This is a genomic window from Bacteroides sp. RTP21281st1_H5_RTP21281_210402, assembly GCF_040918965.1.
Lineage (GTDB): Bacteria > Bacteroidota > Bacteroidia > Bacteroidales > Bacteroidaceae > Bacteroides > Bacteroides congonensis.
This window is the reverse complement of record NZ_JBCOWR010000014.1, coordinates 143741-167628: the sequence shown is the minus strand read 5'-3', so window position 1 is coordinate 167628 and position 23888 is coordinate 143741. Positions and strand designations below refer to the sequence as shown.

Annotated in this window: 15 protein-coding genes; 6 read left to right on the top strand and 9 right to left on the bottom strand. The window is 43.3% G+C overall.

The window, feature by feature from the left end:
• Positions 1-95 precede the first annotated feature (95 nt).
• From AB5443_RS19305 to AB5443_RS19275, 7 genes are all read right to left on the bottom strand, one after another.
• Positions 96-566, bottom strand: a complete 471-nt coding sequence (locus AB5443_RS19305) for a GAF domain-containing protein (protein ID WP_044653288.1) — start codon at positions 564-566, stop codon at positions 96-98.
• Between the two features lie 7 nt (positions 567-573).
• Positions 574-5634, bottom strand: a complete 5061-nt coding sequence (locus AB5443_RS19300; RefSeq protein WP_277134092.1) for a DUF4132 domain-containing protein — start codon at positions 5632-5634, stop codon at positions 574-576.
• Between the two features lie 43 nt (positions 5635-5677).
• Complete coding sequence (locus tag AB5443_RS19295; protein ID WP_195406570.1) at positions 5678-6097, bottom strand: hypothetical protein; 420 nt, start codon at positions 6095-6097, stop codon at positions 5678-5680.
• A 7-nt stretch (positions 6098-6104) separates the two neighbouring features.
• Positions 6105-7853, bottom strand: coding sequence for a rhomboid family intramembrane serine protease (locus AB5443_RS19290; RefSeq protein WP_368114502.1), 1749 nt, complete (start codon positions 7851-7853; stop codon positions 6105-6107).
• 152 nt (positions 7854-8005) lie between these two features.
• The gene (locus AB5443_RS19285; RefSeq protein ID WP_195406568.1) at positions 8006-9712 is read right to left on the bottom strand and encodes an acyl-CoA dehydrogenase family protein; all 1707 of its coding nucleotides are present in this window, start codon (positions 9710-9712) and stop codon (positions 8006-8008) included.
• A 6-nt stretch (positions 9713-9718) separates the two neighbouring features.
• Entirely contained in the window at positions 9719-10738 is a 1020-nt protein-coding gene (locus tag AB5443_RS19280; RefSeq protein WP_044654282.1) for an electron transfer flavoprotein subunit alpha/FixB family protein, read from the bottom strand.
• A gap of 2 nt (positions 10739-10740) precedes the next feature.
• Positions 10741-11613 (bottom strand): electron transfer flavoprotein subunit beta/FixA family protein, encoded by an 873-nt coding sequence (locus tag AB5443_RS19275; RefSeq protein WP_277134099.1) that lies wholly within the window; start codon positions 11611-11613, stop codon positions 10741-10743.
• Between the two features lie 338 nt (positions 11614-11951).
• Between AB5443_RS19275 and AB5443_RS19270 the strand changes: the two genes are divergently transcribed.
• From AB5443_RS19270 to AB5443_RS19245, 6 genes are all read left to right on the top strand, one after another.
• A complete protein-coding gene (locus AB5443_RS19270) occupies positions 11952-12536 on the top strand; it encodes an RNA polymerase sigma-70 factor (protein WP_195662782.1) in 585 nt (194 codons plus the stop codon).
• Positions 12537-12560: 24 nt separating this feature from the next.
• A complete protein-coding gene (locus AB5443_RS19265; protein WP_279187453.1) occupies positions 12561-13547 on the top strand; it encodes a FecR family protein in 987 nt (328 codons plus the stop codon).
• Between the two features lie 168 nt (positions 13548-13715).
• Positions 13716-17003: a SusC/RagA family TonB-linked outer membrane protein gene (locus AB5443_RS19260; RefSeq protein ID WP_277134103.1), complete on the top strand. Its 3288-nt coding sequence runs from the start codon at positions 13716-13718 to the stop codon at positions 17001-17003.
• A gap of 12 nt (positions 17004-17015) precedes the next feature.
• Positions 17016-18572, top strand: coding sequence for a SusD/RagB family nutrient-binding outer membrane lipoprotein (locus tag AB5443_RS19255; RefSeq protein WP_277134105.1), 1557 nt, complete (start codon positions 17016-17018; stop codon positions 18570-18572).
• Between the two features lie 25 nt (positions 18573-18597).
• A complete protein-coding gene (locus AB5443_RS19250) occupies positions 18598-19707 on the top strand; it encodes a glycoside hydrolase family 18 (protein ID WP_277134107.1) in 1110 nt (369 codons plus the stop codon).
• 27 nt (positions 19708-19734) lie between these two features.
• Positions 19735-20937, top strand: coding sequence for a DUF1735 domain-containing protein (locus tag AB5443_RS19245; protein ID WP_277134109.1), 1203 nt, complete (start codon positions 19735-19737; stop codon positions 20935-20937).
• Positions 20938-21086: 149 nt separating this feature from the next.
• On the opposite strand, the gene AB5443_RS19240 is transcribed toward AB5443_RS19245, so the two are convergent.
• Together AB5443_RS19240 and AB5443_RS19235 are read right to left on the bottom strand one after the other, a co-directional pair.
• A complete protein-coding gene (locus tag AB5443_RS19240) occupies positions 21087-22961 on the bottom strand; it encodes an alpha-L-fucosidase (protein WP_277134111.1) in 1875 nt (624 codons plus the stop codon).
• 35 nt (positions 22962-22996) lie between these two features.
• The gene (locus AB5443_RS19235; RefSeq protein WP_277134113.1) at positions 22997-23677 is read right to left on the bottom strand and encodes a hypothetical protein; all 681 of its coding nucleotides are present in this window, start codon (positions 23675-23677) and stop codon (positions 22997-22999) included.
• Positions 23678-23888 lie beyond the last annotated feature (211 nt).

Here is a 23888-nt window from a genome sequence, read left to right as displayed (position 1 = left end):
TTGGTGCAAATAGAGCCTCTATTTATATAAAACAGAGGCTCTGTTTCATTCAATCAGAGCCTCTGTTTTTTTGTATGATAGCGGCACGCCCGCAGTTATCCGATGTATGTGCAAATTTCTTCCAGATAGCGTGCGTCAACCGTATCGAAACTATCCAGTGTATCACTGTCTATATCCAATACTCCGACTACTTCTCCCTGCCTTATCATCGGCACTACGATTTCCGATTTTGAATCCGAACTGCATGCGATGTGTCCGGGAAATTGCTCTACATCAGGAACAATCAGTGTCCGGACTTCTTTCCAGGCTGTTCCGCAAACCCCTCTGCCGATTCGGATACGTGTACAGGCAATAGGCCCCTGAAAAGGCCCTAATACAAGTTCATCTCCTTTTACAATATAAAAGCCTACCCAGAAGAAACCGAAAGTCTGCTTCAAGGCTGCCGCAACATTGGCTAGATTGGCTATGAAATCCGTTTCCGTACTTACTAAAGCATGTAGTTGTGGAAGTAGCTCGCGATATTTCTCCTCTTTGCTTCCTGTGCTGATTAATAAATTTTCTGCCATATCGTCCTTATTTAATTTGGTTCAGGATACTCGGGTCTTTTATCTTATTGTCTTCTGCGAAGAAGATAATCTTTGTCAATATCTCGGCTGTTTTCGGGTCTTCGTCTACAAAAGGCAGGAACAAGCGTCCGCGGCTTTGCGAATGTACCGGAAGAACTGCAATCTGCGCACCGCCTTCCTGATGAATCACACCGCTGCCCAGATGGATGTTATATTTACCCAGTTTGCCTTCTATATGGGCAAAGTTGCCTTTTACCTTCACATTGTTGAGATGGAATAAAGGCATCGTCAGTTCCACCAATGCGCTGCGCATTTCGATGGTAGAGTGACTGGTTTCCGGGTCAACACTTCCGGCATGGGCTACACTGACCGCCAAGTCCACATCCCTCATTACTTCAGAGAAAATAACGGGCGGAATCTCCGAGATATTCATTAGTTTATAGTCCCTGCGATTGTGGAAGCAGACATATTCCAAGGTCGGGGCTTCGATGTCGGCAGGAGAGAACCAGTCCGCCATGGCGTAGATGGTAGCGATGATATTCTCTTTATAATATATCTTCTGAAGTCCGTCTTCATAATCGGCCACCCATCGGCGTCCTTTCAGTACGGCGACAGTTTTCTGCGGTTGAATCTGATTTCCGGCATAGCGGCGGGACTGTGTGGCGTTTTCCTCTTCCGGAGTAGGCACATAAAGTTCGCGGAATACCTGTTTGAAAGGTTGGCGGATGGCTTTGTCGAACAGGAATTTCTGATACATATGCCAGTCACCGCTTGCGTACAGGTCGGTAGGATGGGCGATACGTAATTCGTCTTTCGATTTCAACGGGAGACAGACGGCATTTGCCGTCACCAGTAATCCGTCGGTATAGAAACCTGCCTGTCCGTTACAGATAAAGACAAGATGCTTCAATAACGGCCAGATAACAGGGTTCTGCATCAGTTTGCGAAGCTCGTTCTCTTCAAAACGGATGCAGTCTTCCATAGCTTGTTCTAACATAATGCGGGAGCGGGTGTACTGGTCTTTCAGTTTCTTGTGTACCGCTTTCAGTTCTTCTACATACGGATGCTTTTTCAACTTGGCAGGCATACTGTTAAGCTCTTTTCCGGCTTTGATTTGTTTGATTTCCGCTTTGCCTTCGTCATTAATGTGCACATACACTTCTACATCTTCTATTTCTTTCGGAGAGAGGTAGGGGAGAAGTTCTTTAATCAATTCGGTTTCCATACTCCAGGTCAGACGGGTGACGTCACCGTAACCGGAGTTGAGGGCTAAGTTTTGCAGAGCGATACCCACTGCCTTCTTTTCGCTTTCCTGTCTTTGCGCGCCGAAGTCCTTGCTTTCTTTCAGGAATTTTTGCAGGAACTGGTAACGTTCCAACAGCTCTTTATCCGCTTTCTTTCCTAGTGGGATGAGGCCGTAGCTCATCAATAAATCTTTGTTGCGCTTGGCTGATATTTCCTTCTTTATATCCGCCGCTTTCACTGCGCCGTTGGTGGCGTCCGCAAATTTGCGGGCGCGGGTGTGGCTGTTGCTGCATGAAATATACTTGGCGGCATTGTAGACTACTTCAAAGCGTTGTTTGCCAATCGTTTTGAAAGCATCTTTGAACCAACCGATGTCGAAAGCACCATCCCTGAGGTCTTCTACGTCAATCGGAGTATAGCGGGCGATAATTGCTTTCTTCTTGTCGTCGCAAGTCTCGTTGGTATGGGCGTGGAAATAGTATGCTGCGCTTGTCAGTCCTTTCCATCCTATGGCTTGCTCGGTGAGTTCAATCCATTGCGGGGCGAACATGGCAGCTTCTACCAGACGTTCGTCGCTGATTTCTGCTTGCTTTGCCAGTTTCTTGAGATGGTCGCTTGTGTCTGCCGGCAACGGATAGCAAGCATGGAGCAGGCTGCTCAATACTCCCCGTTTCGTGTTCCGCCAATTATAACTGTCGCGTATGAACGTATCTTTGCCAAATGCTTGCAGGATACGGATAAATGTTTCGGCACCATAGACACAAGTCAATTCTTCGGCCAGACGGGTAACCTGCGTTTCGGAATCTCCACGTGACAGTTCTATGTCCAGGATACGGTTGACTACCTTTTGCAGCAGTGGCCGGAAGAGAGAGAAGTTGAAATCTTTGATATAGGTCATCCACTCCCTGTCTCTTTCATTGAAACGACGGTTCTCGTTCAATACCAGAGTGATATTCTTGATTTGTTTGGGAGAGTTGACACGGGCTATCAGTTCACGATATACTTCTTCTGTCGGAATCAATCCCAGCATCCAGGCACGGGCAAAGTCCACGCATTGCAGATAGGAATCGGTTTCTTCCAGTTCGGGGGTATGCTCCATATAGTTGGTGAGCTTGTAGAGCTGATAGCGCACGGTGAAGTAGCGGGTAAACAAGGCGTCGTCTATCGGCCTGCTGGGTGTATCAAGCCAGAACTGGACAAACTTATTGTTGTGTATCGGATAAACAATGAGCTTTTCTCCGTATTCCAGTTTGTCTCTGAGCCATGCGTGTTTGCTCGTATATTGGCGGAAGATATTCTTTGTATCGAGTAAGGGTGTCAGTTGGAGCAACATATTGGCAGCCATTCGCTGATAAACTGTTTCGTCTCTGTACTCATAGGTCAGCGCGTCGATAATATTTTCCATCTGTTCATAATAAGGCAATTTCCGGAGTACCTTTTGCAATCCGCGATAGGTGAAACCCGCATACATCTTGTTGACAAGCGGTTCAAAACTGTTGGCTGATTTAATATCGGCTTTTCTGTCTTCTTCATCTTCCTCGTCGTAGTCGTCATTATCCTGGGCAACGCCTGTTGATGCAAGCATGAAACTCATCATCATCAATTTCTCGTAACTTCCGATTTCACGCTCGTAGAAATCCTGCCAGAGTTCCGGAAGCCCAAGGCCGTTCAAACCGCCATAGTTACTCCATCTCATCAACACACTATTGCCCACCAGGCGTGCTTCTCCGTAGTCGTTTTTAAACTCGTCGTTTTTGTGCGCAGAGATGTATTTACTCAATCTTTCGAAAGTGAGTTTGGCTCTTCCGAAGCCGATAAACTCGAATGCTTTCTTGACATTGAATCCTTTGTCCGGCGCAATTTCCGGCAGGCTTACTTCGAAATCAGGATTGTACAGGCCGAAACCGTTTTCTTTGGTGTAGTGCTGCGTGGCTTTCTTCTCCGTTCCGTCACCAATCAAGGATTCTATCAGTACCTTTTCTTTAGCGTTCGGTTTCTGAATTTCTTTGATGGCAGGAAGAAGTTCCTGATAGATGTCTTGCATAAAATCTACATTATGAATTGTCTTCATCATATCCAGTCCTGCCAGGCGGCGTTCGGCCACTTTGTCTGTAAGCAATCGCCGGATGCTGCCGGCCAGTTCTTCTTTCGGCTGTTTCATCAGCAGGTTGATAGCGTTGATACGCATCTCGCTATATTTGAAACGAAGCAACTCTTCCACTTTCTGATTCTGTTCGGGCGATAAGGCCATTTCAGACAATACTTTGTAGGCCTCATTGCGTACATCCAGAGAACGGTCGCCCAGTGATTGCAGTATATATTCTTCTTGCAGCGGACTGGTGGGCGGATTCAGTACGATACCGATATAGCTTGCCCGCATATAAGAATCCAAGGATACCAGATAACTGCAAAGGTCATCTTTCATGGCAGAATCATTCAGCATCCAAATGATATATGCCATTTTGAGAACTACTTCTGAACGGGTGAGCTGCGTGCTTTCCCACGGAAATATATAAGGAGCATAGGTTTCTTTGGTTGAGATAGACTGATAGATTTGCTTCAAATATCCATAGTGGCGCACGGCTTCTTCCCTGTTCTCAAAGTAATCGGTAAGTTTCGGGTCTTCACGCCCGCCATATCGGCTAAGATAAAAATCAGAGAGATAGAGTGGGAGAATAGCTGCCACGACCGACGGGGCACTGTGCCACTTCTCAAAGGCATCTTTGCTGATGCAATAACTCATGGCGGAGTGTTGCGTACAACGCAGGAAATAAAGGTAAGTCTGTACTTGATGTTTGGCTCCGTTCCTGATGATGTCCGATGCAAGTGCCTGAATATCGTTTGTATTATAAAACCCAATACTCCATAAAGCCAGATAAAGATCGATGGTATCTTTGCTTTGAAGGGCTTTGCGTGCCTCGTCCTGATTCTTCAGGAATTTCAGGATTAGTTCTACATATTTATTGGTGACACGTTCGCTGCCGTCCTGCTCGCCGATTCCCGTGCTGACTGCGATGCCTCGTTTTACGGAAGCAAACCGTTGCAGGCCGTTATCGTAAATCACGGAGAGCAGGTATAAATAACTTTCGGGACATCCTTCGTCCATTGTTTCGACGATAGCTTGCCGAAGTCCTTCCTGTAGTTTGGCTGCCAACAGTAATTTCCCTTCCAGTTCCAGCAATGGACGGTGCCCGCTCACTGCGATAGCTTTAAGATGTCCCTGATTAAGGCGGTTGGCGTTATTTTCGCTGGTCAGTACATTGTGCAGGTAGTCAATAACGGTTTGGTTGCCTTCTGCTATTTGGGCGGCTATCCAGTCTTCGCAGCTCATGCAGTCTTTGTATGCTTCTATTTCTTCCGGCGTATTTCCACCGTTCAGTATGACTTGGTCTGTGAAGCCGGTAGCGCGAAGTTTTAGGAATTGCGTCAGCGCGTCTATCACATGGGAGAAGTGCAGATAAGGATTGACGGCGCGTTGCGACCGTCTTGAATATCCATGTGTGTATGGACAATGCGCTTTGAGCTTCAGATAAGTGTGAAACAGATGTGCGTATTCATTCCCCAATAAATAGAGGAGTAGTTTGTTCAGCTTTCCGTCGAAGAGATTGGCTACGCTCTTGATTTTCTCTTCCTTGATAATACTTATAATGCAAGGCTCCAGCTTGTCGCTATATGTGCCATACCGGGTATCCATATCAAAGTATAGCATAAATATATCAAACAAGGTGCGGGTCTCTTTATCCAAACTACTTTTCTTCTTGGTTAATTTCTCCAAGTACGGAAGTATCCGTTTATTTAATGCTTCATTATAAATGAGTCTCATGATTCTATTTGTTTTTTAAGTGTTTTCTTTTATGGGATATGAATTACCACAATCTTCCTGACAGCATGGTTAGCCGGATAAAAGTCAGTGTGGATTCTTCTTTCACTAGGATAGGAGAGGATAAATCTCCTGCTTCCGCGTCGTCGATGAAGATACGGAAAATTCCGTCTTCGTAGGATTGCAGGGCATTGGCGATAGCTTCGGCTTCTGCAGCGGGCTTGCCGTTGTAATTTACCCCGAAGCCTACCTTACCGGATGCAGCTTTATCTTCCACTTCTTCCCGGGTGAGGTATTTCAGCACTTCGCTTTGTTGCAAGCGTTCGTTGTATTCACTGACTTGCCAACTGACGATGGCTTCAATCAACTCCCCTACATGGGCAGGAGGAGCAGGAAAATCGACGGGCATCTTTTCGATGCTGCACTTCCGCTTTCCTAATTGTTTGACTTGGATATATACTCTCATATTCTCTTTATTTGGTTATCTGAATACTTGATGCGATGGCTTCTATATCGGGTTTCGCTTCTTCGTCATAGACGAGCATGACAATACTAAAGATTCTTTTTTTACTCTCCTGAAAATATTTTAATACAATTTGTTGTATATCTTCTTCCGGTTCATCGGGTGCACCGATGTGTAAAGGATTGGTAGTCCTTGTCATGGATAGCCCATTGATGTTGACATCGCTTTGCTTGTAGTCTTCCGATGGTTGCCCTTGTGCATTTCTCGGGAGAATAAGCGATAATTCTTTTGTATGTTCAAATTCTTTCTGTGTATCATAGGTAATAGAAGTAACTGTCAGTTGGTTGGCTCCGTTGACGAGTCTGAGTAATGGTGGTTGCGAACTGGGAGTTAGCCCTTGTCCTCCTGTAATTTTCCTCCAGTTGGTCGGATACTGGCAACTGAAATTTGTTTCTGCATCGTAGTAAGAAAGCCATGTATCGTTATTACCAACGGGAACATATGAAGGAAACTGCCTGCCGGAAGAGTCATCGGAAGAATTCATGTTTGTCTCATCATCGTTTTCTTCTTCCAGTTCTCCGTTAAGATAGGCTTCTACGATTCCGTTGTCCCACTCCTGACGTATCTCTTGATACAGGGGCGAGACATTCTTGCAAAGTATAATGAAACTGAACAGGAAAATGCAGAATATGCCTAGTTCTCCGATGATGGATACGGTTCGCTGTGCATCGGCTTTTTCGAACTTATAGCTGAATACATAGACAATTCCCAGCAAGAAGCCGCTTAATAATCCGCCGATGTGTGCTGCATTGTCAATTCCTTCTTTCATCCCATAAACCAAATTGTAGCCGACGAAAATAAGGATACTGGTTAGTAATGCCTTTCGTTGTTCTTTGGCAATGCCGTGGAATAAAAGGAAGGCAAGAAATATGCCGTAAAGTCCGAAGATTGCCCCGGAAGCTCCGGCGCTGATTGTCTCGGCATGCATATATAGGCTGAATACGGCCGAACATAGCCCGGTCAGGAGATAAGAAGCGAACATCCGGCGGCTTCCTATCAGTTGTTCCAGAAAAAGGCCGACAAACATGAAGGCATATATGTTCATCGCAAGATGGAAACCACCGATGTGAATGAAGTTGCAGGTCACCGTGCGCCACCAGTCGCCTGTAAGGGTCAGCGGTCCGAAGTCGGCTCCCCACTTTAACAGCGCCAATGTGCCGGGCTCAAATACTCCCACTCCCGAAGCGACCATCAGGATAAATACCAGAATGTTGATGTCTATCAGGATAGGCGTTGCTATAAATCCTTTGCGTGGAATAAAGAAAGACAAGAGAGAACCTTTTTTCTTTTCCTCTTCTATATATACTTTTTCTTCTTCTGTGAGCGGACGGTTAAATTCTTCTTTCAGCTTATTTGCTTTTTGGGTAAGTTCTTCCGGGAGCAGGGTAGCCCTTACTTCTTCCATTATCTCTTGTAACTTTTGGATATTCTTCCTGTTCTTTCCATAATCTACAAATTGTATGGAAGTACATTCACTGTGGATGGATATCTCTCCGTCACCTTCCTTTCCGAGAGTGAAAGTTATTTCTTCTCCGCTGGTGTGCATATTTATAGGGACTTCAAAACGGAGCCATTCCGGAGCAATTTCTTCGATGTTCCATTCAAGTTTTTGAGAAGCCTCAAGAGCTAATATAAGAATTTCCGTATTTGATAATCCTGATAAATGTAGTTTGTCGTCATATGAAGGTTTGAGTGCCATATTTCTTTCTCTATCTCTGGTTACTGATTAAAAAATTACTTATCTCCCTGACAAATGTATAGAATAATAATGAAAAATGACAGAATATGACAAATAAAAAAGCATCCTCTTCGTGAGAAGGGATGCTTTTTTTATTATTGGTACTTAATCTTTTACTTTTTGTAGAAAGCCAAGTCTTCTTTATCGAGGTTTTCGATGAAATTTGTATGCTTTTCTACCTCTGCCTCTGCATAATTCAAATATACATGTGCGGATTTGGAGAACAGCTCTGAAGATTTGCTGGCATCTTGAATCAACAGGTGACACATGATGATGGTAGCGGACATTTCCATCAGTCTGCGGGCAACGAAGTCCAGCAATTCCTGATCTTGTGCCTCTTTCACAGCGTTCGTACTTGCTTCGAACTTATCAGCCATCTTCTTCAGACGAGACATCAACGGTTCCATTTCCGGTGAGCAAGGAATAGCCTCATATTCGCGGATAGTAGCGATGTAAGAACCATTAGTCACGTAACGGATAGCGGCTACGGTCTGCAACTGGGTTGTTCCTTCGTAGATGCTGGTGATACGTGCGTCGCGATAGATGCGTTGACAAGCATATTCCATCATGAAACCCGAACCGCCGTGAATCTGGATACAGTCATAGGCGTTCTGATTGGCATATTCAGAGTTCATACCCTTGGCAAGAGGAGTGAAGCTGTCGGCCAATTTAGCGTATTTTTTCTGTTCCTGACGTTCTTCAGGAGTCAGTTTACGTTCGCGGGCGATGTCATCCAGCGCTTTGTAGATATCTACGTAGCGGGCTGTTTGATATAGCAATGCACGTCCGGCATCCAACTTGCCTTTCATGATAGCCAGCATGTCGTATACTGCCGGGAATTCGATAATAGCTTTGCCGAATTGCTTACGGTCTTTGGCATAAGCCAATCCTTCATTGTAAGCAGCCTGGCTCAAACCTACGGATTGTGCGGCAATACCCAGACGGGCACCGTTCATCAAAGCCATTACATATTTAATCAAACCGAGTTTGCGGTCACCGCAAAGTTCAGCTTTGGCATTCTTATATACCAATTCACAAGTAGGAGAACCGTGGATACCGAGTTTGTTTTCGATACGACGTACGTTCACACCACCTTCATTCTTGTCGTAGATGAACATAGAAAGACCACGACCGTCTCTTGTTCCTTCTTCCGAACGAGCCAGTACCAGGTGAATATCAGCATCACCGTTCGTAATGAAACGTTTTACACCGTTCAGCAACCAGCATCCGTCTTTTTCGCTATAAGTAGCTTTCAGCATAACGGATTGAAGGTCGGAACCGGCATCCGGTTCTGTCAAGTCCATAGACATGGTTTCGCCTTGGCATACACGAGGGATGAAACGGCTGTGCTGGTCAGATGTACCGAATTCGTACAATGTTTCGATACAGTCCTGTAAAGACCAGATGTTACCGAAGCCTGCGTCGGCAGCAGCCACGATTTCCGCGCACATGGTGTATGGGGTAATCGGGAAGTTCAGACCGCCGAATTTACGTGGCATGGTCATGCCGTTCAAGCCGGCTTTCACCATAGCGTCCAGGTTCTGTTTGGTTCCTGAAGCGTATTCTACACGTCCGTTGGCACAGTGAGGGCCTTCTTCGTCCACGCCTTCTGCGTTGGCGGCGATGATTTCTCCTGTGATTTCTCCTGTAATCTCCAACACTTTGTCGTAAGAGTCTACAGCGTCTTCAAAGTCCAGCGGAGCATAGTCGAATTCATCTTTATCTCTGTAATTGCGTTCTTTAAGTTCGCAAATACGTTTCATCATCGGATTGTTCAAGTGAAACTTGAGTTCCGGTATGTCTGTATAATAATTAGCCATCTTTCCTTACTTGCTATTTTGTTTATAATACTTAATCATCTTCGGCACAACTTCTTCGATACTTCCGTTGATTACGTAATCGGCAATCGTGTTGATCGGAGCATCCGGGTCGTTGTTGATGGAGATGATGATACCACTTTCCTGCATACCGGCGATATGCTGAATTTGTCCGGAGATACCGCAAGCGATATAGAGTTTCGGACGAACCGTTACACCTGTCTGGCCGATTTGACGGTCATGCTCTGCGAAACCTGCGTCGACAGCAGCACGGCTGGCACCTACTTCTGCATGAAGCTCTTTAGCGAGGTCGAACAGCAGGTCGAAGTTTTCCTTCGAACCTACACCGTAACCGCCGGCTACGATAATCGGAGAACCTTTCAGGTTGTTCTTAGCCTTTTCTACATGGCGTTCGATAACTTTCACTACATAGTCCGTATCGGCTACATATTTCTTCACGTCGTGACGAATTACTTCTCCCTGATAGTTAGGAGAGAGGATTTCTTTCTTCATCACACCTTCGCGAACGGTCGCCATCTGCGGACGATGTTCCGGGTTCACAATCGTAGCAACGATGTTACCGCCGAATGCCGGACGAATCTGATACAACAGGTTCTTGTAAGTCTTACCTTCTTTTTTGTCTTCGTGGTCACCGATTTCGAGTGAAGTACAGTCGGCAGTCAGTCCGCTGGTCAAAGCAGAAGAAACACGCGGACCGAGGTCACGACCGATAACGGTAGCACCCATCAGGCAGATTTGCGGTTGCTCTTCTTTGAAGAGGTTCACAAGGATAGAAGTGTGAGGAAGTGAAGTATAAGGATAGAGTCCTTCACCGTCGAAAACGTGAAGTTTGTCTACTCCGTAAGGAAGGATTTGTTTTTCAATCTCTTTGAGGCCGCTTCCGGCAACCACAGCTTCGAGCTGACAGTTCAACTGGTTGGCTAACGAACGACCTTTGGTCAGAAGTTCGAGACTAACGTCTGCAACGTTACCTTCTTCTATTTCGCAATATACAAATAAGTTATTCATGATTATCCGATGGTGTGGTTAGCTAATAGTTCAACAATCAGGTCTTCCACGTCACGGTCGCTGCCGCTGATGGTTTTGCTCTCTTTAGCCTGGAACACGATGTTCTGGATGGCTTTCACTTTGGTGGGCGAACCGGACAGACCGCATTGTGCAAGGTCGCCGTTTACGTCGGCTACGCTCCATTCTGCCAGATTCAGGTAGTCGCGCTTGTCATACAAGTCAGTGTAATCAAGGTTGCCTTGTTGCTTTTCAGTGACAGTCTTGGCGTGTTTGTATTTCTGAACCAGTTTCGCGTTGCGCGGACGACAGGAAGCTGCAGAACCATTTACGGTAATCACGATAGGCAGCGGGCCTTCTACTGTTTCAACACCACCGTCGATGTGACGTTTTACCTTAATCTTGTCTTTACCCACTTCCAGAATTTCTTCTGCGTATGTGATTTGCGTCAATCCCAGCTTCTCTGCTACCTGAGGACCTACCTGTGCGGTATCACCGTCGATAGCCTGACGACCACCGATAATAATGTCACAGTCACCGATTTTGCGGATGGCAGTAGCCAGTGCGTAAGAAGTAGCCAGTGTATCTGCACCAGCGAAAGCACGGTCGGTCAGCAAGTAGCCGTTATCTGCACCACGGAAAAGTCCTTCACGAATAATGTCGGCTGCCCGTCCCGGTCCCATTGTCAGGATGGTTACGGTAGAGCCTGGATGAGCATCTTTCAATCGAAGCGCTTGCTCAAGGGCATTCAGGTCTTCGGGGTTGAAGATGGCGGGAAGTGCCGCACGGTTAATCGTTCCGTCGGCTTTCATGGCATCTTTCCCGACATTACGTGTGTCAGGAACTTGTTTTGCCAATACAACAATTTTCAAACTCATGCTATAAATTTTAGTATTAGTATTTCTACAAGTTAGCAGCCAGTAGTCAAGTAGTAATCTCTTGCTATCCAAACTATCCGGTTAACTATCAGCGTGCAAAATTACTCAAACACTTGGTTCTGACAAGAAAACCGAGTAAAAAATGCACAGGTTTAAGAATTTTGAGCATAAAAGCACGATTTTAGAGATTTATCTTTTCTCTATTATTTAATATTGTCCGGTGATATTCTTATCAATTGGTTTTTCTTATTTTTTCTTATTTGATAAAAAACAATATTACTGTTGTTTTTTTGCTGTCAATGTGCTTAATTTGCCCGTTGTTACTTTTATGTATTATGATGGAAAATAATCAAAAACAAATGGAAAAAGACTTCCAGTCTTTTTTTACCACTAACTTTCCTAAGGTGAAAAATTTTGCCCGGCGGTTGTTAAAGTCGGATGAAGATGCAGAGGATGTCGCACAAGATGTTTTTTGCAAACTCTGGCAACAACCGGAAATATGGCAAACCCCCAATGATAAATTGGATGGGTATATTTTTGTAGCAACACGGAACATCATTCTTAATATGTTTAAGCATCAGCGTATCGAGCAGGACTATCAGGCAGATTTTGCGGAGAATGCGATACTTTGCGAAATAATAGAAGATGACCAGGCTCTGAAGAATATCTATTATAAAGAGTTGCTTATGATACTCCGGCTTGCTTTGGCGAAGATGCCCGAGCGTCGGAGGGTGATTTTTGAAGCCAGCAGATTCCAAGGATTAAGCTATAAAGATATTGCGGAAAAATTTGGTGTTTCTATTCGTACAGTGGAACATCAAGTCTATTTGGCATTAATAGACCTAAAGAAAATACTTCTTTTTTTAATTTTTTTGTTAGCATCTTTAAGTAGTACATTGTTTTTAGTTGTCTTTAAAGTATAAGGCCGAAATAAAAAAGAAATAATGATGAAGAATTATATTCGACAAGTAATAGAACTGTTTAGTCAAAATGATTATCCGATTTCAGTGCAGAAGCAATTCCGGCACTGGTTGGCAGACGAAGACCATGCTGAGGAGAAGATGGAAGCTCTTAATACTCTTTGGAAGGAAGCTGATCAGGAGAAAGTTCCCCAAGGAATGAAGCAATCCATACGGCGTATGCAACAAAATATAGGTATCCGGCCTGCCTCATCACAGAAGAAATATATATTACGGGTTTGGCAGGTGGTTGCAGCGCTGTTGTTGGCAGTATCGTCAGTTTCTATCTATTTACTTTTAGAGAAAGGGGATTTTTCCGGTGATTTGATAGAATGTTATATACCAACTGCGGAAATACGTGAATTGACTTTGCCGGATGGCAGTTCTGTAATGCTAAACTCTAAAAGTACCTTGTTCTACCCGGAGAGTTTTAATGGTGAAACTAGAAGTGTCTACCTGATGGGAGAGGCTTATTTTAAGGTGAAGCCAGATAAAAAACATCCATTTATAGTAAAAGGTGCTGATTTTCAGGTGACAGCCTTAGGTACGGAATTTAATGTAAACTCTTATTCGGAAAATGAAGAAGTACATGCTACTTTGATTTCGGGTAGTGTAAAAGTGGAATATAATAATTTGATTTCAAGTGTTATATTGAAACCCAATGAACAGTTATCTTATAATAAGTTGACGAAGAAAAGTAGTTTGCAACAATCACAAGTTGATGATGTACTGGCTTGGCAACGGGGAGAAACTGTATTTAGTGATGCGCATTTGGAAGACATATTTACGAGACTTGAACGTAAATATCCTTATACTTTTGTATATAGTTTCCATAGTTTGAATAATAACACATACAGTTTCCGTTTTCCCAAACAGGCGACTTTGGATGAAATTATGAAAATTGTATCGCAGGTAACAGGAGATATCCACTATGTGATTAAAGATAATAAATGCTATATAACTGATAAAAAATAATCCCTATTGTCTAATTGTTAACTTAACACACCATGTAAAAAAATACCCGGAGGGAATGCCAGTTCCTTCCGGATATGAAATCAAAAACTTTCCTGATATTAGCGTTTAATTGACGCAAACTCCTAACGATTAAATAGAAATAATAACCAATTTACTAATACGAGAAAGATGCTACAAAAATATAAAGAAATAGCAGGACGAGTATTCCAAAAACAAGTTTTTCTTCCTTTTTTAGTATTATTAATGATACCTACGCTTGTTTTGGGACAAAAGGATAGTAAAATCACTATCCAACAGAAAAATATTACTGTGATTGAAGCATTGAAGACTGTGGAAAAACAGACTCAAATGTCGATTAATTATAGTAATTCTCAATTGAGAGGAAAGACAATTGTTAATCTGAACTTGAAAAACGCACTTGTGACTACCGCACTCGATGAAATCTTGAAAGGGACAGGTTTCATTTATCAAATCCATGATAATTATATCATAATAACTGAACAAAAGCCAGTGACGCAACAGATTGCGAAAACAATCAAAGGTAAAGTTGTCGATGAAAGTGGCGAACCGTTAATCGGTGTGAACATCTCTGTTGACGGAAGCTCTACGGGTACCATTACGGATATAGACGGAAACTTTACAATCAAAGCATTCAGCAATTCCAAACTGAAAATCTCTTATATAGGATATGCTACTCAAATAGTTGCTGCTTCTAATAAAGATTTTTATCAGATTGTATTGAAACAGGATGCTGAGGTGTTGGATGAAGTTGTTGTTACCGCATTAGGTATCAAGCGTTCGGAAAAGGCTTTGTCATACAACGTACAGCAAGTGAAAGGCGATGAATTGACTACAATCAAAGATGCCAATTTTATTTCTTCTTTGAATGGTAAGGTAGCGGGTGTTACTATCAATTCATCTAATACAACCGGTGGTGCTTCACGTGTCGTTATGCGTGGTGTCAAATCCATCACTTCTTCCAACCTTGCACTTTATGTGATTGACGGTGTGCCGATGTACAATATGTCGAACGGTGGTGGCGGAAGTATTTATTCCGATCAGCCGGGTACAGATGGTGCTGCCGATATCAACCCCGAAGATATTGAATCAATCTCCATGTTGACAGGTCCTTCCGCTGCTGCATTGTACGGTAATGCTGCCGCTGCCGGAGTTGTTTTAATTACTACAAAGAAAGGCTCGGTAGACAAGACATCTGTAACCGTTTCCAATAATACCACTTTCTCCAAAGTAGCCATGATGCCTGAAATGCAGAGCAAATATGGAAACGTTGCGGGAAATTTGGATAGTTGGGGACCGATTGTAAACAGTGATTACGACCCGCGTGATTTCTTCCGTACAGGAAGTAATATAATCAATTCGATGTCTTTATCTACCGGTAATAAAAAAAATCAGGCTTATCTGTCTGCTTCTACCACTAATACGACAAATATTCTGCCTAACAGCGGATATAACCGTTATAATTTTACCGTACGCAACACAACCAGTTTTTTGAATGACAAAATGACCTTGGATGCCGGTGCGAGTTATATTCTTCAGAATGATAAAAACATGATGTCCCAGGGATATTACTATAATCCTTTGCCCGGACTTTATCGCTTCCCTCGTTCCGAAAACTTTGAAGATGTGCGTATGTATGAGCGATATAATGAAGGTTTGGATATCATGGAACAATACTGGCCTTATGGGGGAACTTCAAGTGGTCTGGCAAATCCATACTGGATACAAAATCGCCAGATACGTGAGAATAAAAAGACCCGTTACATGGTCAACGCTTCTCTCAAGTATCAGATATTGGACTGGCTGGATGTAACAGGTCGTGTGAAGGTTGACAATTATGAAAACCGCAGGACATATAAGGCATATGCTTCTACCGGTAGCCTGGTTGCTGGTGACAGAGGTACTTATGCTGATTCTTGGGCACAATCAAAGAGTACATATGCGGATGCTATTGCTACAGTGAATAAGAATATCAATGATTGGTCGGTTAATGTGAACCTGGGCGTATCTTTAAACGACAATCGCTATGAATCTATGGGTTATGAAGGCGGTTTGAAGATTCTTAATTTCTTTGCCGTACATAATATCAACTTCGATGAAGCGTGGAAACCTAAACAGGACGGTTGGCATGACCAGACAAGAGCTATTTTTGCAAATGCTGAACTTGGGTGGAAATCAATGCTTTATCTGACTGTCACCGGTCGTAATGACTGGGATTCCAGATTGGCATTTTCTGACTATAAGTCATTCTTCTATCCCTCGGTAGGTCTTTCGGCTATTATTTCCAGCATGTTTGATGCGCCGGACTGGTTGTCATTCCTGAAGGTTCGCGGTTCATACACAGAGGTAGGTAACTCTTACGACCGTTTCATGACATCCATTACTTACCCATATGACGAAGCATCGCATAATTGGACCAGTACATCTATTTATCCGAACACTAAATTAAAACCGGAACGCACGAAATCATGGGAAATAGGTGTAGATGCCAAATTCCTGAATGATATTAGCTTCAACTTGACTTATTATCGTTCCAATACTTACAACCAGACATTCTATGCCAGTTTGTCCGAATCTTCCGGATATTCCAAAATTCCTATCCAAAGTGGAAATATAATGAACGAAGGTATCGAAATGGCTTTGGGCTACGATAAGAAATGGGGAGATTTCTCTTTCTCCACTAACTATACATTGACTTGGAACCGTAATAAAATCAAGCAACTTGCCGATGGTGTCTATAACTATGCTACGGGGGAACCGATAGAAATGCCGGAACTTGAAATGATGACTTATGGAAAGACGGATGCTCACTTGGTTCTGCGTGTAGGCGGTTCGATGGGAGATGTATATGGACAGAAAGTGCTGAAACGTGATTTGAACGGATACATCCTCAATGAGGATGGAGTAGGTCTTTCCTTGGAAAATAAAGAAACTCATTTGGGTTCTATTCTGCCTAAGATGAATATGGGATGGAATTTAGGATTCGGATATAAAGGTGTCAACCTGGGTATGACATTTACCGGTCGTTTTGGTGGCATTGTAATAAGTGAAACACAGTCCATCCTTGACGCTGCCGGCGTATCAAAGGTTAGTGCTGATGTACGCGATGCAGGTGGTGTGGTTATTAATCAGGCAAAGGTAGATGCGCGCTCTTATTTTCAGACTATCCAGGGGGCTTCCATTTATCATACCTATAGTGCTACTAACGTGCGTTTAGGAGAACTGAGCCTGAGCTATACATTGCCAAAGAAATGGTTTGCCAATAGCATGGGAATGACTGTCGGCCTTGTAGGAAAGAACCTGTGGATGATTTATTGTAAAGCTCCTTTCGATCCGGAAATAACGACTTCTGCATCTTCCAATTTTTATCAGGGATTCGATTCATATATGCTCCCGAGTACGAGAAACTTTGGATTTAATGTCAAATTTCAGTTTTAAATAATAATAGGTATGAATAAAATAATAAGAAATATTGGTGCAGGTGTAGCTATGTGTCTGATGATGGTAGGATGTACTACTAATTTTGAGGAATACAATACCAATCCGTACCAACCGGGGAAAGTTCCCGCCAACAGCTTGCTGTCGACTATGTTTAAGGTCTATGCATCTCCTCAACAAAACGACTGCCAGGCTATAAACTGTATGTGGGCTTGTTTTAGCGGGCAGATTACTGCGCCTTATGATTGGGGTAAAGGCAGAAATCTTTTTGCTTATTATAATGCGATGGAAGACCATAACCGTGCTTCATGGGGAACTATTTATGGTCAGATTTATCCGAATTTCTTTCGGATTGAAGAAGCCACGGAGAAGAAAGGCGTTATTTATGCCATGGCACAGTTGACGCGTATTTATGCCATGCAACTGATGGCTTCCTTGCAAGGTCCTATCCCATATTCTAAAGTGACATCAGGCGATATAAAATCTCTTTATGATGATGAACCGACTGCCTGGCGTGCAATGTTTGATGACTTGGATAATGTGATTACTATATTGAAATCAGCCGCAGAATTAGGTATTAATCAGGATTTGGCAACAGTCGACCAGTTCTATGGCGGTGATTGCGCAAAGTGGGTGAAGTTTGCTAATACATTGAAACTGCGGATGGCTATCCGTGTATCGGGAGTAGCGGATTATGCTCAAAGTAAGGCGGAAGAAGCAGTGCTTGGCGGTGTATTGGAGTCTACGTCTGAAAGTGCGTATGACACGACTCACAGCGGCATCGGTGTAAATGGATATTCCATTGTCAGCGGATGGGGCGAGTTGAGAGCTAATGCTTGTATTGTTTCTTATATGAACGGATACAAAGATCCACGTCGAAGTGCTTATTTTACCCAATCGACAAGTAGCTTGTCAGGAGAATATGTAGGAGTCCGTTCCGGTTCCACAGAAATTCCGGTTCCTTCTAATTATAGTATTTATAGCAATCTTATGATAACGACCGGCAGATCTTTACCGCAACCGGTGATGTATGCTGCCGAAGCTGCTTTCTTACGTGCTGAGGGTGAGCTGAAAGGTTGGGATATGAAGGGTGACGCGGAGACTTTCTATAAACAGGGAGTCCGGTTATCATTTGCTGAATTTAATGTGTCGGGAGCAGATGAGTATTTGGCGGACAATACTTCTGTTCCGGGAAATTATACAGATAGCTCGCATCCTGCGGATAATTACACTAACCAGTCTTCAATTACTATTCAATGGGATGAAGGAGCCAGTGATGCAGAGAAACTGGAAAGAGTTCTTACTCAGAAGTGGATTGCCTGCTATCCCGACCCGATGAACGGATGGGCAGATTACCGTCGTACAGGGTATCCGAGAATTTTTCCGGCAACCAGTTCTGCAAATGCGGATTGTACTGTTGAACGTGGGCAACGCCGTATTCGTTTTGCCGATACTGAATACAATACGAATAAGGAAAATGTGGAAGCTGCTGTACGCATGCTTAATGGTGGAAAAGATTCTAATGGTACCGATCTCTGGTGGGCTTTGAAGAGTAATGGTAGTTATTAACAGCTAAAATTTAAAAGATTACGATATGAAGAAAATACTATATATCATATTTGCGGCAATGGGTGCATTGATGTTTATTCAGTGCAGCGATTGGACTGAAATGGAACCTAAGTTCACTGAACCGGTGAATATCAATGGTGACGACTATTACAAGGCACTGAGAGAATATAAAAAGTCGAAACATCCTATTTGTTTCGGTTGGTATAGTGATTGGACTGGTGTCGGTACGAATATGAACAATCAGTTGAGGGGTATTCCCGATTCAATGGACATTGTTTCTTTGTGGGGTAGCGCTTTCAATTTGACGGAAGCACAAAAAAGCGATTTGCAGGAAGTCAGAGAGAAGAAAGGCACCCGTATACTGTACTGCCAGCATATCACTAATATCGGTAGAAGCATGACACCGGCGTCTGTAGAAGAAGAGTATATAGTGGATGGTGTACAATACGAATCATATGACGAGGCTATGGCTGCATACTGGGGATGGTATGGAAATCAGGGCGATACTTCTGCAGAAGGTATCGAAAAGGCTATCCGCAAATATGCGCAAGTGATTGTTGATTCTATTAACAAGTATGATTATGACGGCTTTGATATTGACTATGAACCGAATTTTAGTTATGGAGGTAATATCAGTAGTTATTCAGACCGTATGCATATTTTATTGGATGAACTGTCGAAGTCATTCGGCCCAAAGTCAGGTACAGGACGTATCCTTATGGTTGACGGCGAGCCGCAAACTTTGAATGTAGAGTCAGGCAAGTTGTTGGATTATTATGTTGTTCAAGCTTATTATAATACAGGTGATGGCAATAAAGATATTTATAACTCACTTGATGAACGTTTTCAAAGGTTGTTGAACAAGTTCGGTTCAATAGAGGACGAAGCCACTATTCTCAGTAAAACCGTATGGTGCGAAGACTTTGAGAAACACAAAGGAGATGGTGGACCGGTATTTACCACACGTGATGGAATTGTGACATACTCATTGAAAGGAATGGCGATGTATTATCGTCCGGGAGTGGATGCCCGTATCGGTGGAGTGGGTGCTTATCGTTTTAACCTGTGTCGTCCGGTGAATGATTATTTCTTTATGCGTGAGGTTATTCAGGTAATGAATCCGGCTCAGCATTAATTGTATGAACATAATTAAGAAGAAAAAATGAAGATGATTAAATTTTCCAAATATATAGTGATGGGAGCTATTCTAGCGTCGGTTGTAGGATGTGACGATGCTGATTTGAGCCCCATTGATAATGGATTGTATATACAGGAAGCCGCTCCTTCTGATAAGTTTGACCAGCAGATGGAAACGCAATTGGTGGATGAAGATGAAGTGACAAAAACGTTGACAATCCGTTTGGTGCGTGCCATTGACCAAGATGTGACCGTTACGCTGGATATTGACCAACAGTTGCTTGATGATTATAATCAGAAGAATGAGGCGGATTATCAGGTTCTTCCTCAAGAGTTTCGCAGTTTTGAGAAAACTGTAATAATTCCTGCCGGCAAGGTCTCAGCTCCGGTTATTAACCTTACTATAAAGCCGTATACTACACCAAACGGTGAGGCTTATGCTATTCCGCTACGAATCATTTCCGTGGAGGGGCCGGTAGCAATGAAGGGAAACGCGAATCGTATGCTTTATCTGCTGACTTCCCCTAATAAGCAAAATTCAATCATACTGAAGAGAGGAAATAAGACGGCAACTACGTTTACCAGTGAGATTCCTGCTGACCAGTGGACCATAGAGTATTGGCTCAAAGTTGATAATACAACAGGAATGGCAACCGGCGACTGGGTTGGGCTAAGTAATAAATGGTTTAGAAACTATATTTATTGTGACGGATCTGCTCCTATTACTTTTAACGGAATATTACCTCGTTACTGGGCTGACGGGGTTGCACAAATCGCTCCGACTCTGCAATTCCATTTGGACAGCCCCGGATTTGACATGGATAGCAATGAATTTTGGTGGCCTGATACATGGTATCATATAGCATATACTTACGATGGAGAGAAGATTATCTTGTATAAGGATGGTGCAATGGATGTGGAGAAAGTTGATGCGAGAGATTATACATTCTCACGAATCACGCTTGCTGACGGTTCTTTTGGCTCTTATATGCAGGTAGAATTCGCCCAGATTCGTTTGTGGAAGAAGTGCTTGACTGCCGGTGCAATTCAGGATGCCATGTCACGTCAGATACCAAGTGATTCTGAGGGACTGATTGGTTATTGGAAGTGTGATGAAGGTACAGGTAATGTGTTAAAAGATAGCAGTCCTAATGGGAATCACATTACTCTTAATGGAACTCCTGCATGGAGTGAACAAAAGTTTAATTTTGCCCATCCTAATAAGTAAGGAAGAATAACAAAAGAAGAATAACATTTGTTTGTGATATTTGTGAGGTCATTTCAGCAATGAGATGACCTCACTTTTTATATAAAAAGGTATTCAGCCACATTTAATTTTCAAAAAAGAAGGAGAAATGTGCCTGAATACCTCTGTTTTTATTGTATGCCAATCTCGGCTATTCCCATCGGTTCTCCGTCATGTATCATCCGTGTTGCCTTCAATTGAACATAGCGGGCTTTGACTGGGGTAAAGTAGACAGATTGCAGGATCGGATTATTCTTTATATTAGAAAATTCGTCTTTCGCTACTATCTGATTGACAGCATTGCTATCCGTTCCGACAGATATTTCATATGCGGCGATTACACCTTTATTATATTCGCTTTGGTCGGGAAGGTAATGGAATGAAGTAATCGTACGTTCTTCACCTAAGTCAATCAATACTGTATTCCCATTGATGAAACAGGTCGTTTGGTCGTTCTTATCCATGCATTTTTGTGCTTCTTCTGCATCCACTCCACTAATAGTGAACGGGAAACTTTTCAGCTCTTCCGCTTTTGCAGTATATGAATCAGAAGTTTCTCCTGCGTAAAATGCTTCAATGTTATTGATGCAAAGACAAGCACGTGAATCTGTGAAACGGACACGAATCTTGTCGGTCGTGATTGTTTCGAAACGGAGAAGACGTTTGTAACCGACGGTTGTTGTCTCTTCATTGAGTTTCACGGGAAGCCATTCACCTTCCTGGTTATATTCTACTACGAATGATTTGACACGCTGTCCGAGAGGAATGTATTCCTGCAACATCATACGGTTGATTTTCTCCGGTTGGGGCAAGTCGAATTCGATAGTGGCAGATGTTACTCCGTCGTTGGTAGCCCAATAGGTATCGTAATCATTGTCTGTGACAGCTTTTGCGGAGAAAGTAGCACCTCGTTCGTCCGATGCTTTAGGAGAAAGACCAGCCAATAGGTTGTTTGCCAGTTGTTTTTGCACGTTCTTGTGAAAATTAACGGCGTTGGCAGAGTCTGTCGGATGAATCAATCCGTCACGGTTAACGGGGAAGTTCAGTAATAAGGTTGCGTTATGTCCTACGCTGCGGTAATACAAGTCGGTCAAGTCGTCCACAGTTTTCACACGGTCGTCTTCTTCGGGGTGATAGAACCATCCCGGACGGATAGAAACGTCACATTCGGCAGCTACCCACTGGTTGCCGTCGGCATGACCATATTGCAATTCGCGATAGTTAGGATAACCCGGATAGACCTCTCCGGCACGAAGGAAAGACCAGTTGGTCGCTCCGGCAAATCCTTTCTCATTGCCTACCCAACGACAACCCGGCCCACCATCAGAGAAGATAACCGCTTGTGGTTGCAGTTCGTCAATCATCTTGTAAGCTCTCGGATAATCATAATAAGTTTTGCGGTCGATAGTACGGCTGTCTTTTGCACCGCCATACCAGCCGTCACCGCCATTAGCACCGTCGAACCAGATTTCAAAAACGTCACCGTAGTTGGTCAGTAGCTCATTGAGTTGTTTATAGAAATAGTCTACGTATTCGGGAGAACCATAATTGGCCTGATGCCTGTCCCACGGAGACAAGTAAACAGCGAATTTTATACCGTACTTTTTGCAGGCATCCGATAACTCACGGACGATGTCACCTTTTCCGTCTTTGTACGGTGTATTGCGAATGCAGTATTCAGTCAGTTGGGTAGGCCAAAGGCAGAAACCATCGTGATGTTTTGCTGTCAGGATAACCCCTTTCATTCCAGAATTCACAAAGGTTTGTACCCATTGTTCGCAATCCAGTTTGGTGGGGTTGAATGTCTTGGGATCGGAATCTCCATATCCCCATTCCCGGTCGTTGAATGTGTTAAGTCCGAAGTGTACAAAAGCGTAGGTTTCCATCTTTTGCCATTCCACCTGTTTAGCTTCGGGGATGGGCAAGATAGCTTCCGGTGCTTTTGCCGGTTGGCAGGCACTTAGTAGAAGAACTCCTGCGCAGAAAATAAGAGAGTGTTTTTTCATGGGGGTGATAATTATTAAATAGATAAATTAATTTGCTAGAGTGTAATTCCGAATACAAAATAAACCTGCTCCTCATACGGATTGGCTATCAGCTTTCCGAATATGGGCAAAGAGAAATTGGATGTTATTTTGATTTCTTTCGTTGCGGATAGTCCGACGTTGACTACATTGAATTTGTCGGAGTAGAAGCTCTCCCAAGGGGTAAATCCTGCCTCGATACTCAAATCTACTTCTTTCACACTGAACGGGTAACTCAGTTCACAATAACTCGACCAGGCGCGTTTCCCGTCTTCCCGATAGTCATTTCCGGCAAATGTAGTGTACCAGCTTACTGATAACGGGAATTTCTCGCTAAACATATATCCGGCCCCTACTTCAAAAGTATGTCCGGTGGAGTGTGAGTTGTAATTGAAGTATTTGAAAGGTTCATCCTCTGTCTGGGTGAAATAGTTGTTGGCGTAAATAGTCAGGTTTTTATAGGCATATTCCAATGAAAGGTCTATTTCATTATTCTTTTCACGAAATTCGGTAGAACCCCATGCATAAACGGTAAGTCCTTTCCAGTTGAGGCCGAGCGAAGGTTGCACACTTGCATTACCGCTGTCTATACCACGCCAGATATAGCTGCTGACAAAGTCCGCATTTACAAAGACTTCTTGTGCCTGTGCAAAGGCGGTGCAAAATAGGATGGCAATAAGTACAATATGTTTTTTCATTTTATCGGTTGTATCTTTTCATTTTTCAGGGGGTAAAGATAATCAATATTATGGATAAATATTGGCAGGTAGGGTAAAAAAAGAAAACGGCTGCGTTGTGCAGCCGTTCCTTAATCAATTGTAAATCTTACTGGTTATTTAGAAAGTGACATCCATTTTCAGTATGAAAGTACGTGGGGCGGCAACTGCCATCGGGCGGTAGCTGTATTCC

What these genes read in the sequence shown, in the direction of transcription:
- AB5443_RS19305 (WP_044653288.1), bottom strand. Translation starts at nt 566, where the DNA reads ATGGCAGAAAATTTATTAATCAGCACAGGAAGCAAAGAGGAGAAATAT.
- AB5443_RS19300 (WP_277134092.1), bottom strand. Translation starts at nt 5,634, where the DNA reads ATGAGACTCATTTATAATGAAGCATTAAATAAACGGATACTTCCGTAC.
- AB5443_RS19295 (WP_195406570.1), bottom strand. Translation starts at nt 6,097, where the DNA reads ATGAGAGTATATATCCAAGTCAAACAATTAGGAAAGCGGAAGTGCAGC.
- AB5443_RS19290 (WP_368114502.1), bottom strand. Translation starts at nt 7,853, where the DNA reads ATGGCACTCAAACCTTCATATGACGACAAACTACATTTATCAGGATTA.
- AB5443_RS19285 (WP_195406568.1), bottom strand. Translation starts at nt 9,712, where the DNA reads ATGGCTAATTATTATACAGACATACCGGAACTCAAGTTTCACTTGAAC.
- AB5443_RS19280 (WP_044654282.1), bottom strand. Translation starts at nt 10,738, where the DNA reads ATGAATAACTTATTTGTATATTGCGAAATAGAAGAAGGTAACGTTGCA.
- AB5443_RS19275 (WP_277134099.1), bottom strand. Translation starts at nt 11,613, where the DNA reads ATGAGTTTGAAAATTGTTGTATTGGCAAAACAAGTTCCTGACACACGT.
- AB5443_RS19270 (WP_195662782.1), top strand. Translation starts at nt 11,952, where the DNA reads ATGGAAAATAATCAAAAACAAATGGAAAAAGACTTCCAGTCTTTTTTT.
- AB5443_RS19265 (WP_279187453.1), top strand. Translation starts at nt 12,561, where the DNA reads ATGAAGAATTATATTCGACAAGTAATAGAACTGTTTAGTCAAAATGAT.
- AB5443_RS19260 (WP_277134103.1), top strand. Translation starts at nt 13,716, where the DNA reads ATGCTACAAAAATATAAAGAAATAGCAGGACGAGTATTCCAAAAACAA.
- AB5443_RS19255 (WP_277134105.1), top strand. Translation starts at nt 17,016, where the DNA reads ATGAATAAAATAATAAGAAATATTGGTGCAGGTGTAGCTATGTGTCTG.
- AB5443_RS19250 (WP_277134107.1), top strand. Translation starts at nt 18,598, where the DNA reads ATGAAGAAAATACTATATATCATATTTGCGGCAATGGGTGCATTGATG.
- AB5443_RS19245 (WP_277134109.1), top strand. Translation starts at nt 19,735, where the DNA reads ATGAAGATGATTAAATTTTCCAAATATATAGTGATGGGAGCTATTCTA.
- AB5443_RS19240 (WP_277134111.1), bottom strand. Translation starts at nt 22,961, where the DNA reads ATGAAAAAACACTCTCTTATTTTCTGCGCAGGAGTTCTTCTACTAAGT.
- AB5443_RS19235 (WP_277134113.1), bottom strand. Translation starts at nt 23,677, where the DNA reads ATGAAAAAACATATTGTACTTATTGCCATCCTATTTTGCACCGCCTTT.